This window comes from Micromonospora sp. NPDC049101 (assembly GCF_040648675.1).
GTDB lineage: Bacteria > Actinomycetota > Actinomycetes > Mycobacteriales > Micromonosporaceae > Micromonospora.
On sequence record NZ_JBEZED010000011.1, the window covers coordinates 176,439 to 189,072 of the forward strand.

At 72.7% G+C, this 12,634-nt stretch carries 11 protein-coding genes; 8 read left to right on the forward strand and 3 right to left on the reverse strand.

Annotated elements, in window-relative coordinates; translation table 11 throughout:
- Positions 1 to 37: 37 nt before the first annotated feature.
- The 3 genes from AB0B57_RS17575 (at position 38) to AB0B57_RS17585 (ending at position 2,685) form a co-directional block, all read left to right on the forward strand.
- Positions 38 to 982, forward strand: a complete 945-nt coding sequence (locus AB0B57_RS17575; RefSeq protein ID WP_357070250.1) for a DMT family transporter — start codon at positions 38 to 40, stop codon at positions 980 to 982.
- Between the two features lie 24 nt (positions 983 to 1,006).
- Positions 1,007 to 1,462 (forward strand): GNAT family N-acetyltransferase, encoded by a 456-nt coding sequence (locus AB0B57_RS17580; protein WP_357070252.1) that lies wholly within the window; start codon positions 1,007 to 1,009, stop codon positions 1,460 to 1,462.
- Between the two features lie 122 nt (positions 1,463 to 1,584).
- Positions 1,585 to 2,685 (forward strand): lytic polysaccharide monooxygenase, encoded by a 1,101-nt coding sequence (locus AB0B57_RS17585; protein WP_357070254.1) that lies wholly within the window; start codon positions 1,585 to 1,587, stop codon positions 2,683 to 2,685.
- A 60-nt stretch (positions 2,686 to 2,745) separates the two neighbouring features.
- On the opposite strand, the gene hemQ is transcribed toward AB0B57_RS17585, so the two are convergent.
- The 3 genes from hemQ to hemE are packed head-to-tail and all read right to left on the reverse strand — an operon-like array spanning position 2,746 to position 6,012.
- On the reverse strand, positions 2,746 to 3,447 hold the full coding sequence (gene hemQ / locus AB0B57_RS17590) for a hydrogen peroxide-dependent heme synthase (protein ID WP_357070256.1): 702 nt from the start codon (positions 3,445 to 3,447) through the stop codon (positions 2,746 to 2,748).
- A complete protein-coding gene (gene hemG / locus AB0B57_RS17595; RefSeq protein WP_357070258.1) occupies positions 3,444 to 4,853 on the reverse strand; it encodes a protoporphyrinogen oxidase in 1,410 nt (469 codons plus the stop codon). The genes hemQ and hemG overlap by 4 nt, the downstream gene beginning before the upstream one ends.
- 7 nt (positions 4,854 to 4,860) lie before the next feature.
- Complete coding sequence (gene hemE / locus AB0B57_RS17600; RefSeq protein ID WP_357070260.1) at positions 4,861 to 6,012, reverse strand: uroporphyrinogen decarboxylase; 1,152 nt, start codon at positions 6,010 to 6,012, stop codon at positions 4,861 to 4,863.
- A gap of 137 nt (positions 6,013 to 6,149) precedes the next feature.
- On the opposite strand from hemE, the gene AB0B57_RS17605 reads away from it, so the two are divergent.
- From AB0B57_RS17605 to AB0B57_RS17625, 5 genes are all read left to right on the forward strand, one after another.
- Positions 6,150 to 6,722 (forward strand): DUF3000 domain-containing protein, encoded by a 573-nt coding sequence (locus AB0B57_RS17605; RefSeq protein ID WP_357070262.1) that lies wholly within the window; start codon positions 6,150 to 6,152, stop codon positions 6,720 to 6,722.
- A gap of 95 nt (positions 6,723 to 6,817) precedes the next feature.
- Complete coding sequence (locus AB0B57_RS17610; RefSeq protein ID WP_357070264.1) at positions 6,818 to 8,131, forward strand: ribonuclease D; 1,314 nt, start codon at positions 6,818 to 6,820, stop codon at positions 8,129 to 8,131.
- A gap of 232 nt (positions 8,132 to 8,363) precedes the next feature.
- Positions 8,364 to 9,560: a thiolase family protein gene (locus tag AB0B57_RS17615; protein WP_357070266.1), complete on the forward strand. Its 1,197-nt coding sequence runs from the start codon at positions 8,364 to 8,366 to the stop codon at positions 9,558 to 9,560.
- On the forward strand, positions 9,557 to 11,626 hold the full coding sequence (locus tag AB0B57_RS17620; RefSeq protein WP_357070268.1) for a 3-hydroxyacyl-CoA dehydrogenase NAD-binding domain-containing protein: 2,070 nt from the start codon (positions 9,557 to 9,559) through the stop codon (positions 11,624 to 11,626). The genes AB0B57_RS17615 and AB0B57_RS17620 overlap by 4 nt, the downstream gene beginning before the upstream one ends.
- Positions 11,627 to 11,796: 170 nt before the next feature.
- Positions 11,797 to 12,576 carry a hypothetical protein gene (locus AB0B57_RS17625; protein ID WP_357070270.1) on the forward strand — a complete coding sequence of 260 codons (780 nt, stop codon included), beginning with the start codon at positions 11,797 to 11,799 and terminating at the stop codon, positions 12,574 to 12,576.
- Positions 12,577 to 12,634 lie beyond the last annotated feature (58 nt).

A 12,634-nucleotide genomic window follows, 5' to 3' on the forward strand; every position in this document is an offset into this window, starting at 1 on the left:
TCGTCCCCGTCAACGGCTCACCCTTCGGAGCGCATCCGTGTCCCTCTCCCGTACCGTGCCGCCGGCCGCCCCGGCCACGACCGTCCGTTCGGCCCGCACCGGCCTGATCCAGATCACCGTCACCGGCGTGCTGTGGGGCACCACCGGCGTGGCGGTGCAACTCCTGCGCGACAGCACCGGGCTCAGCCCGGTGAGCATCGGATTCCATCGACTCGCGATCGCCGCGCTCGTACTGCTGGCGTGCACCGCCGGCCGACTCGGCACGATCCTGTCCGCCCTGCGCGCGGCACCCGTACCCCTGCTGCTCACCGGCATCGGCCTCGGCCTCTACCAGGCGCTCTACTTCGCCGCCGTGGCCTGGGCCGGCGTCAGCGTCGCCACAGTCGTCAGCCTGGGCCTGGCCCCGGTGCTCGCCGCGACCTGGGAGTCGGCGCGCGCCCGCCGGATTCCCGGCCCGCTGCGCCTCGGCACACTCGTCGCGGCCGTGGCCGGTCTCGCCCTGATCACCGGCGCCACGGCGGACCCCAGCGTGGCGGCGCCCGCCCCACTGCTCGGCCTGCTCGCCGCGGCGGGCTCCGGCCTGGGGTACGCGGTGACCACCCTGATCAGCCGAGACCTGTCGCAGCGCACCGCGCCGATGACGTTGACCACCATCTCCACGGTGGTCGGTGCGCTGACCCTGGCGCCGTTCGCCCTGGTCGCCGGGGCCGGCGTGCCGGTACGCCTGGACACCATGGCACTGCTGCTGCACCTCGGGGTGGTCACCACCGCGGTGGCGTACGCGTTGTTCTACGCCGGCCTGCGCACGACCGAGGGCAGCGTCGCCGCCGTGCTGACCCTGCTCGAACCGCTCACCGCCGCGGCACTGGCGGTGGCCCTGCTGCACGAGCCGCTGCCGCTGCCGGTCAGCGTCGGCGGTGCCCTGCTGCTCACCGCCGTGGCCGCCACCTACCTGGCACCCGACCGGGACGACACCAGGTAGACCGACCCGACCTACCATCGGTGGATGCCCCAGCAGACCACCGAGATCCGGACGGCGTCCTTCGCCGACCTGAACGCCCGCACCTTCCACGACCTGCTCAAACTGCGCGTCGACGTGTTCGTGGTGGAGCAGAACTGCCCCTACCCGGAACTCGACGGACGCGACGTGGAGCCGGGCACCCGGCATCTCTGGCTCACCGACGGCGGCGCGCCGCTGGCGTACCTGCGAATCCTGGCCGACCCGGACGGCGCCGCCCGGATCGGTCGGGTGGTGGTGGCCCCGGCGGCGCGCGGCGGCGGACACGCCGGCCGGCTGATGACCGCGGCGTTGGAGGTGGTGGGCAACCGGCCCTGCGTGCTGGACGCCCAGTCGCACCTGGTCGCGTTCTACACCCGGCACGGCTTCGCGGTCAGCGGCCCGGAGTACGTCGAGGACGGCATCCCGCACACCCCGATGCGGCGCGAGGCCATTGACGGCTGACGATCAACCTGGCATCGTTCCGGGGAGAGCCATCGCGGGAGCCAGCGAGTGGGCACGGGAGTGGGCAACTCCCGTCGATCCGGGTGCCGTCGTCCGACCGACCTCATCCCCCCGGGGGCTCCATGTCCACTCTCACCCGATCTCGACGCGTGCTCTGGTTGTTCGCCATCGTGGCGACCAGCACGCTGCTGTTGACGACCGCGATAAACACCATGCGGGCCCAGCCCGCCTCCGCGCACGGGTCGGTCGTCGACCCGGCCTCGCGCAACTACAGCTGTTGGCAACGGTGGGGCGCCGAGTTCCAGAACCCCCGGATGGCCACCGAGGACCCGATGTGCTGGCAGGCCTGGCAGGCCGACCCGCAGGCCATGTGGAACTGGAACGGCCTGTTCCGTGAGGGTGTGGGCGGCAACCACCAGGCCGCCGTCCCCAACGGCCAACTGTGCAGCGGCGGTCGCACCCAGAACGGTCGCTACAACGCGCTGGACACCATCGGCGCGTGGAAGACCACAGCGGTGTCGAACAACTTCCGGCTTCGCTTCTTCGACGGGGCCAGTCACGGCGCCGACTACATCCGGGTGTACGTGACCAAGCAGGGCTTCGACGCGCTCACCGAGCCGCTCGGCTGGGACGACCTGGAGTTGGCCGGTCAGATCGGCAACACCCCGGCCTCCCAGTGGAACCCGGACACCGGTGGTGTCTCCATCCAGATCCCGGTCAACGCGCCCGGGCGCACCGGACGGCACATGGTCTACACCGTCTGGCAGGCCAGCCACTTCGACCAGTCGTACTACCTGTGCAGCGACGTCACCTTCGGCGGCGGCACGAGCACCCCGCCGCCCACCACGCCCCCGCCCACCACGCCCCCGCCCACCACGCCGCCGCCGACCACCCCGCCGCCGAGCACTCCGCCGCCGGCCGGGGCCTGCACGGCGACGTACCAGGTCACCGGCCAGTGGGCCGGCGGCTTCCAGGCCGAGGTGAAGGTCAGCGCGGGCGGCTCGCCCACCAAGGGCTGGTCGGTGAGCTGGAACTACAACAACGGCCAGCAGGTCACCTCATCGTGGAACTCCACGGTCAGCACCAACGGCACGCTGGTCACCGCACGCAACGCCAACCACAACGGCACCCTCGCCGCCGGCGCGAGCACCACGTTCGGTTTCCTCGGCTCGTGGAACGGCAGCAACCCGGTTCCGCTGGTCACCTGCACGTCGACCAGTTGACCTCCGTCCGGTGCCGCACCCGGGCGGGGGTGCGGCACCGGCCGGCGGGTAGCCGGGGGGTCAGACCAGGCAGTTGACGATCTCGGCGACCGAGCGGCGGCGGCCCGTGTAGAACGGGACCTCCTCGCGGACGTGCCGGCGGGCGCTGGAGGCGCGCAGGTCCCGCATCAGGTCCACGATCCGGTGCAGCTCGTCGGCCTCGAAGGCGAGCATCCACTCGTAGTCACCCAACGCGAACGAGGCGACCGTGTTGGCGCGTACGTCCGGGTAGCCGCGGGCCATCTTGCCGTGCTCGGCCAGCATCTCGCGCCGCTCGGCGTCGGGCAGCAGGTACCACTCGTAGGAGCGGACGAACGGGTACACGCAGATGTAGGGGCGGGCCTCCTCGCCGGCCAGGAACGCCGGGATGTGGCTCTTGTTGAACTCGGCCGGCCGGTGCAGCGCCATCTGCGACCAGACCGGGGTCAGCGCCCGACCCAGCGTGGTGCGGCGGAACCGCAGGTACGCGTCCTGCAGCGCGTCAGGGGACGCCGAGTGCCACCAGATCATCACGTCCGCGTCGGCGCGCAGACCGGAGACGTCGTACACGCCCCGGACCACCACGTCCTTGCCGGCCAACTCGTCGAAGAGGGCCACGACCTCGCCGGTGACGTTGTCCCGCAGGGACGGCAGCGGGGCACTGGCCCGGAACACCGACCACATCGTGTAGCGGATGCTGTCGTTCAGCTCCCGCAGGCGGGCCGCGTTGGTCTGCTCGGTCATCTCGCCGATCCTCCCAGTGCTGTAATGATCTCGTCGGCCGCCGTCTCGCCGGAGCGGACGCAGACCGGGATGCCGACGCCGTCGTAACCGGCGCCGGCGAGGACCAGGGTGGGGTGCGCGGCCCGCAACGCCGCCCGTGCGGCGGCGAGCCGGTCGGCGTGCCCCGGGGCGTACTGCGGCAGCGCGCCGCCCCACCGCTGCACGTGCCCGTCGACCGGGGCGGGCAGCGGGGTGCCGAGCACCGCCGACAACTCTCGATGCACGGTGCTCGCCAGGTCCGCGTCGGGGCGTTGCAGGTGCGCCTCCTCGCCGTACCGGCCCACCGAGGCGCGCACCAACGCCAGCCCGTCCGGCCGGCGCAGGTGCCCCCACTTGGTGGTGAAGAAGGTCGCCGCCTTGATCAACAGCCCCTCGGTGCTGGGCACCAGGAAGCCGGACAACTCGGGCAGGTGCGGTTGTGGCAGCGCCAGGGTGACGAGCGCGACGCTCGCGTAGTCCAGCGCACCGACGCCCGCCGCGACCGCCGGGGCCAGGTCGGCGAGCAGCCGGGCCGCCGGTCGCGCCGGCACCGCCAGCACCACGGCGTCCACGTCGACCAGCACGGGATCGCGGGTCGGGCCGACGGTGAGCCGCCAGCCCGTGCCGGTCGGGGTCAGCTCACGGACCGCGGCGTTTCGCCGTACCGTCGCGCCGCTGACCGTCGCCGCCGCCTCCACCAGGGCGGTGAGCCCACCGGCGAGGGTGCCGAACACCGGGGCGCCGGGAGCACGCGGCGCGGCGGCCTGCGCGGCCCGGACCGCGCCGGTCAGGGTGTGCTCCACCCGGGCCGTGCGGGCCAGCGCCGGCATCGTCGTGACCAGCGACAGATCGTCGGCGCGGCCCGCGTACACGCCACCCAGCATCGGGTCGACAAGCCGCTCGACCACCTCGTCACCGAAGCGGGACCGGACCAACGCGCCAACCGAGACGTCCGCGTCCGGCCCGACCAGCGGCCGCCCGTCGTCGGTGTCGGCGCCCGCGGCCGGGCGGGCGACCGACGTCACCCGGTCCAGATCCCCGGGTACGCCCACCAGCGTGCCGCCCGGGATGGGGCGCAGCCCAGCGTCGATCACCAGCGCGGCCTGCCCCACCGTCGGGTGCACGATTTTGTCGGTCAACCCGAGTCGCCGGATCAGGGCCACCGCGGCGGACTCGCCCCCGGTCGGGTCCCGCAGCAGGAACGACTCGGCGCCGAACTCCACCGGCTGGCCGGCCAACTCCCCGGTACGCAGCTTGCCGCCCAGTGCGCCGGACTGCTCGTACACCGTGATCTCGGTGCCGGCCGGTGCGCGCTCGCGCAACCGGACCGCGGCGGCCAGCCCGGCTATCCCGCCGCCGACCACCGCCACCCGCCAGGGCTGCCGCATCGCCTGCTCAGCCCTGGTCGGCCCGGCGGCTGGACAGCTCGTGCACCAGCGCGACCACCCGGGTCAGCACCTCCGGGTCGGTCTCCGGCAGCACACCGTGGCCGAGGTTGAACACGTGCCCGGGGGCCGCCCGGCCCTGCTCCAGGATGCGGCGCACCTCGGCCTCCACCACCGGCCACGGCGCGAGCAGCACGGTCGGGTCCAGGTTGCCCTGCACCGCCCTGTCCGGGCCGATCCGCTGCGTCGCCACGTCCAGCGGGGTACGCCAGTCGACGCCGACCACGTCCGCGCCGGCCTCGCCCATCGCGCCGAGCAGCTCGGCGGTGCCCACCCCGAAGTGGATCCGCGGCACCCCGGCGTGCGACCGCTCCGGCTCGGCGCGTCTGTCGCCGCGCCCCGACCCGGAGCAGTCGTCTACCAGCCCGCTCAGCACGGCTGTGGAGTGCGGCAGCACGTAGCGGCGGTAGTCGGCCTCGGACAGCGCGCCGGCCCACGAGTCGAACAGCTGCACGGCGGAGACCCCGGCCTCGATCTGCACCCGCAGGAAGGCGAGCGTCACCTCGGCCAGCCGGCCGCAGAGCGCGTGCCACAGCGCCTCGTCGCCGTACATCAGGGCCTTGGTCTTCGCGTGGGTGCGCGACGGCCCGCCCTCGACCAGGTAGCTGGCCAGCGTGAACGGCGCGCCGGCGAAACCGATCAGCGGGGTGTCGCCCAGCTCGACCACCAACTGCCGGACCGCCTCGTCCACGTACGAGACGTCGTCGCGGGTGATCGGGCGGACCCGCTCGACGTCGGCGGCGGTGCGGATCGGCTCGGCGACCACCGGGCCGGTGCCCGGCACGATGTCCAGGTCGACGCCGGCCGCGGCGACCGGCACCACGATGTCGCTGAACAGGATGGCGGCGTCCACTCCGTGCCGGCGCACCGGCTGGAGCGTGATCTCGGTGACCAGCTCCGGGCGGCGGCAGGACTCCAGCATCGGCACGGTCGCCCGGATCTCCCGGTATTCCGGCAGCGAGCGGCCGGCCTGGCGCATGAACCAGACCGGGGTGTGCGGGCCGGGCCGCCGTCGGCAGGCCCTGACGAAGGGCGAGTCGGCTGGTCCGCCGGGGCGGGGTTCTCCGTCTCGGGCGACAGAGCCCGTGGTGTCCGTGGTCATCGCCGCAATCGTGCCACGCCCACCACCCCCACCCCACCTGGGGTGAAAGGACGAGCGACTTCTGCCGGAGCCCCGGTGCGGCACGGGTGTCGGCGCGCCGTCGAAGCGGGGGACCGACTGCGGCATAGGCTGCCGACATGGCCCCCCCGATCGCGCTCCCGGAGACGTTCGCCCGCGCGGTCGCCGGGCTGCGATCGGCGACCCCCCGGCCGGAGATCACGCTGGAGGAGGTCGGCGCCCCCCAACGGTTGGCCCCGTACACGTTCGCGCTCTCCGCGACCGTGCTGCGCGACGGCGACGAGGTGGCGACCGGCCGGTTGATCCTGCTGCACGACCCGGTCGGCCACGAGGCGTGGCAGGGCACCCTGCGGTTGGTCACCTACGTGACCGCCGAGTTGGAGGTCGACCTGGCCGCCGACCCGCTGCTGCCCGGGGTCGGCTGGACGTGGCTGACCGACGCGTTGGACGCCCAGGATGCCGGCCACCGGGCGATCGGCGGGACGGTGACGCAGACCATGTCGACCCGGTTCGGCGACCTGGCCGGCCCACCGACGGTGGGCGACATCGAGATCCGCGCCTCCTGGACGCCTGTCGACGACGACCTGACCCCGCACCTGCTCGGCTGGTGCGCACTGCTCGCCTCCACAGCCGGCCTTCCCCCACCCGGCGTGACAGCCCTCTCCGACCGCCGCCCCGCCGGCGCGGCCTGATGGTCGGCGCCCGGAAGGACACCCCGCGGACACCTGACCGACACGCGCCGGACCGGCTGCACACGCCGGATCATCGCGCGCACTAGGGTTGGCAGGTGACCGACGAACCACCCCTGCGCCGTCGGCCCACCGAAGAACTCCCGGGCAACGCACCCCAGCACCCGCCGTCGGCCCAGCCGCAGCCGGCGGGCGACGGGGTGGACCCGACCGACGGTGGGCCCGTTCCGCTGATCGCACCGCGTGACGGCACCCCTGAGCCGGTGGCCGCTCCGGCCCAGCTCGCCGAGGTCGTGGCCCGCTTCGCGGCGGGCAGCGGCCCCGTCGCCCTGGACGCCGAACGCGCCTCCGGCTACCGCTACAGCCAGCGCGCGTACCTGGTGCAACTGCGCCGGGCCGGCGCCGGCACAGCGCTGATCGACCCGCTGCCACTGCCCGACCTCAGTGCGCTGGACGCGGCGATCGGGGATGCCGAGTGGGTGCTGCACGCGGCCAGCCAGGATCTGCCCTGCCTGGCCGAGGTGGGGCTGCGCCCGCGCCGGTTGTTCGACACGGAACTTGCCGCTCGGCTGGCGGGGTTCGAGCGGGTCGGGCTGGCCGCGCTGACCGAGCAGTTGCTCGGGTTCACCCTGGAGAAGCACCACTCGGCCGCCGACTGGTCGAGTCGACCGCTGCCCGAGTCGTGGCTGACGTACGCCGCCCTCGACGTGGAGATGCTCACCGACCTGCGCGACGCACTCGACGCCGAGCTGACCCGACAGGGCAAGTCGGCTTGGGCGGCGGAGGAGTTCGCCGCGCTGGTCCGCACCGGTGCGCGCCCGCCGCGGGTCCGGGCGGAGCCCTGGCGGCGTACCTCCGGCATCCACCGGCTGCGGGGGGCGCGGGCCCAGGCCCGGGTCCGCTCGATGTGGTACGCGCGGGACCAGATCGCGGCCCGGCGGGACGCCGCGCCCGGTCGGGTGCTGCCCGACTCGGCGATCATCGCCGCTGCCGAGTTGGACCCGAAGGACGAGAAGACCCTGCTGACCCTGCCCGGTTTCGGCGGTCGGTCGGTCCGGCGGTTGGCCCGCACCTGGCTCGCCGCGCTCGACGACGCCCGGCAGTTGCCGGACGACTCGCTGCCGGTCTCCCCGACCGTGGAGGGCCCACCACCGCCACACCGGTGGGCCGAACGGGATCCGGTGGCGGCTGGCCGGTTGGCCCGGTGTCGGGAGGTGGTGGTCCGCATCGCCGGTGAGCACAACCTGCCGCCGGAGAACCTGATCACCCCGGACTCGATTCGCCGGCTGGCCTGGACCCCGCCGGAGGAGCTCACCGAGGACGCGGTCGCGGAGACCCTGCGCGGCCTCAACGCCCGCGAATGGCAGATCAGCCTCCTAACCCCCGCCCTAACCGAAGCCCTAACCCCCTGACTTCTCCGTTGATCATGGAGTTATAGCCACCGTCACCGGCGTGTCGTGACAACAACTCCATGATCAACGGAAGATCGGGGGGTGGGGGTGTGGGGTGGGCCACAGGGGGGCTTGGGGACCGGGGTGGTTACTGGCGAGTAGCATTTGGGGGAACGTGCCCGTGTCGGCGACCCTTGTCCGGTCCGGAGTGCCGCTCCGCGAAGGTCGGATCGTGGTCGAATAGGAGGCTCAAGTGCCCCGTGAAGTTCGGGATGTCGTCTTTGTCGACGGTGTCCGTACCCCGTTCGGCAAGGCGGGTGGCATGTACGCCAACACCCGCGCCGACGACCTGGTGATCCGCTGCATCCGTGAGCTGATGCGGCGCAACCCGCAACTGCCTCCGGAGCGGGTCGAGGAGGTCGCCATCGCGGCCACCACCCAGATCGGCGACCAGGGCCTCACCATCGGCCGCACCGCCGCCCTGCTGGCCGGTCTGCCCAAGACCGTTCCCGGCTTCGCCATCGACCGGATGTGCGCCGGCGCGATGACCGCGGTGACCACCGTGGCCAGCGGCATCGCCATGGGCGCCTACGACGTCGCCATCGCCGGTGGCGTCGAGCACATGGGGCACCACCCGATGGGTGAGGGCGTCGACCCCAACCCGCGCATCATCGCGGAGAAGCTCGTCGACCCGTCCGCGCTGGTCATGGGCGCCACCGCGGAGAACCTGCACGACCGGGTCCCGCACATCACCAAGGCCCGCACCGACGCGTTCGCGCTCGCCTCGCAGCAGAAGACCGCGAAGGCGTACGCCAACGGCAAGCTCCAGGACGACCTGGTGCCGATGTCCATCCGGGACGCGGAGGGTGGCTGGGGCCTGGCGACGGTGGACGAGGCCCCACGGGACACGTCGCTGGAGAAGCTCGCCACCCTGAAGACCCCGTTCCGCCCGCACGGCAAGGTCACCGCGGGCAACGCGGCCGGCCTGAATGACGGCGCCACCGCGAGCCTGCTCGCCGACGAGGCCACCGCCCGCGAGCTGGGTCTGCCGGTCGCCATGCGGCTGGTGTCGTTCGGCTTCGTCGGTGTGGAGCCGGAGGTGATGGGCGTCGGCCCGATCCCGTCGACGGAGAAGGCGCTGCGTCTCGCCGGGCTCAGCATCGACGACATCGGCCTGTTCGAGCTGAACGAGGCGTTCGCCGTGCAGGTGCTCGCCTTCCTCGACCACTTCGGCATCGCCGACGACGACCCGCGGGTCAACCCGTGGGGCGGCGCGATCGCCATCGGCCACCCCCTCGCGTCCTCCGGCGTACGGCTGATGACCCAGCTGGCCCGGCAGTTCGCCGAGCACCCCGAGGTCCGCTACGGCGTGACCGCGATGTGCATCGGCATCGGCATGGGCGGCACGGTCATCTGGGAGAACCCGCACTGGGAGGGTGGCAACAAGTGAGCGCACTGACCGCACCGAACGAGGTCGTCACCCGCGCGCTGCTGCGCCAGGTGAACGTGCCGGGGCTGGACCGGCCCGCCGCCCTGATCACGTTGGACAACGGGCTCGACCACACCAAGCCGAACACCTTCGGGCCGGGCGGGCTGGCCAGCCTGGACGAGGCGATCACCGCCGCGCTCGCCGCCGACCCGGCGTTCATCGCGGTCACCGGCAAGCCGTACATCTTCTGCGTGGGTGCGGACATCCTGGGCCTGCCGCAGCTCGCCGACCGCGCGCAGGCGTTGGAGATCGGCCGCCTCGGCCACCGGGTCTTCGCCCGGCTGAAGGACAGCACGGTCCCCACCTTCGCGTTCGTCAACGGCGCGGCGATGGGCGGCGGCCTGGAGTTGGCGCTGCACTGCCACTACCGGACGCTCTCCGGTGGTGCGGCGGCCCTCGCGCTGCCCGAGGTCTCCCTCGGTCTGGTGCCCGGCTGGGGCGGTACGCAACTGCTGCCGAACCTGATCGGCATCCCCGCCGCGACCCAGGTGATCATCCAGAACCCGCTGATGCAGAACAAGATGCTCAAGCCGAAGCAGGCCGCCGAGCTGGGCATCGCGGACATCCTGCTGGAGCCGGCCGACTTCCTGGAGCGTTCCCTGGAGTGGGCGGCCGACGTGGTGCGCGGTCAGGTGACGGTCACCCGGCCCGAGGTCGACAAGGACATGTGGGCGGGCGTGCTCTACTTCGCCCGGGAGACGCTGAACCAGCGGCTGCACGGCGCGGTCCCGGCCGCGTACAAGGCGCTGGACCTGCTGGAGACGGCCAAGGACGGCGACTTCGCCGCCGGCACCGCCGCCGAGGACGAGGCCCTCGCGGACCTGGTCTTCTCCGAGGAGCTGCGCAGCGGCCTGTACGCCTTCGACCTGGTGCAGCGGCGGGCCAAGCGGCCGGCCGGCGCACCGGACAAGGGCCTGGCCCGCACCATCACCAAGGTCGGCATCGTCGGCGCCGGCCTGATGGCCAGCCAGTTGGCGCTGCTGTTCGCCCGTCGTCTCCAGGTGCCGGTCGTCATGAGCGACCTGGACCAGTCCCGGGTGGACAAGGGCGTCGGCTACGTGCACACCCAGATCGAGAAGGCCGTCACCAAGGGCCGGATGGACAAGGGCACCGCCGCCAAGCTGTACGGCCTGGTCAGCGGCACTGTCGACAAGGGCGCCTTCGCCGACGCCGATTTCGTCATCGAGGCGGTCTTCGAGGACCTGGGCGTCAAGAAGCAGGTCTGGGCCGAGCTGGAGAAGATCGTCTCCCCGGAGGCGGTGCTCGCCACCAACACCAGTTCGCTGTCGATCACCGAGATGGCCGCCGAGCTGGAGCACCCGGAGCGGGTCGTCGGTTTCCACTTCTTCAACCCGGTCGCGGTGCTGCCGCTGTTGGAGATCGTCCGGGGCGAGCGCACCGACGATGCCACCCTGGCCACCGCGTTCGCGGTCGGCAAGCAGCTCAAGAAGTCGAGCGTGCTGGTCAAGGACGCCCCGGCGTTCGTGGTCAACCGGCTGCTCACCCGCTTCCTGGGCACCGTCTTCGCCGCCGTGGACGCCGGCACCCCGCTCGACGTGGCGAACAGCGCACTGGACCCGCTGGGCCTGCCGATGCGCCCGCTCGCCCTGCTCCAGCTGGTCGGGCCGGCCGTCGCGTACCACGTGGGCGGCACCCTGCACGCGGCGTACCCGGACCGGTTCGGCGTGAGCGAGAACCTCAGGCGGATCGCCGACTCCGGTCAGCCGATCGTGGTCGACGACCAGGTCAACGACGAGGTGGCCAAGCTGCTCGTCGTGGGTGACCAGCCGCTGACCGCCGAGCAGGTACGCCAGAACGCGCTCGACGCGCTCGCGCAGGAGATCCGGCTGATGCTGGACGAGGGCGTGGTCGCCGAGGCGCAGGACATCGACCTGTGCATGATCCTGGGCGCCGGTTGGCCGTTCCACCTGGGTGGCGTGACGCCGTACCTGGATCGGACCGGCACCTCCGAGCGGGTCACCGGTCAGCGGTTCCTGCCCCGCGGGGCGGCGAGCCTGCCCGCCTGAGAAAGAGCGCAGCACCACCGTCGCGGTGGTCGGACCGCCCCTCGTGGACGGCCGACCACCGCGACCGTTTGTGATCAGCCGGCCAGCGGAGGGGAGCCACGCGGGGGCGGCACCGGTGGCCGGGGCGGGTTAGGATCACGCGCTTTGCACCCCTGACTTGGAGCTAACTGATGTCTCAGCCGCCGGCCACCCCGTACGGCCCGCCGCACGATTCCCCCAACCCGCCGCAGCAGCCCGGCCAGCCGGAGCAGCCGGGCCAGCCGCAGCAGCCCGGTGGTTGGCCACCGCCGCAGCAGCAGGGGTTCCCGCCCGCGCAGCCGGGCCAGCCGTACGGTGCTCCCGGCCAGCTCACCGGCCCGCCGCCGGCGAAGAAGTCGAACGTCGGCAAGATCGTGCTGATCGTGCTGGCCTCGCTGCTGGTGCTCTGCCTGGGCGGCGCGGCGATCGCCTGGTTCACCCTCAAGGACGACGTGGGCGACGCGGTCGAGGCCGCCAACACCCGGGTGGTCGCGCCGGACACCCTCGCCGGCCGGCCGAAGAACACCAACCCGGAGTTGCTGACGGCCGCCGAGATGATGGTCACCGACCTGAAGTCGACGGCGCAGAACGAGACAAGCGCCGTCGGCGGCTTCTACGGCGACCCGGCCAAGCAGGATCTCCTCATGATGGTCGCCGCCTCGGGCATCTGGGCGGACCCGGACAAGGAGTTGAACGACGCGGAGACCGGCTTCAAGACCGAGCTGAGCCTGACCGGCATGGCGCCGGTCGAGCCGGGTCCGCTCGGTGGCAAGGCGCGCTGCGGCGCGGGCACGACAAATGGCGTGCCGCTCGGCGTCTGCATCTGGGCCGACCGGGGCAGCGTCGGCGCGGTGGTCATGTACTTCAAGTCCGCCGACCAGGCGAAGGCCGAGTTCACCACGATCCGCGGTCAGATCGAACAGCGTTCCTGACCGGTACGTGACCGAGGCCCCGGCCACCCTCGGGTGCCCGGGGCCTCGTGCCGCATGT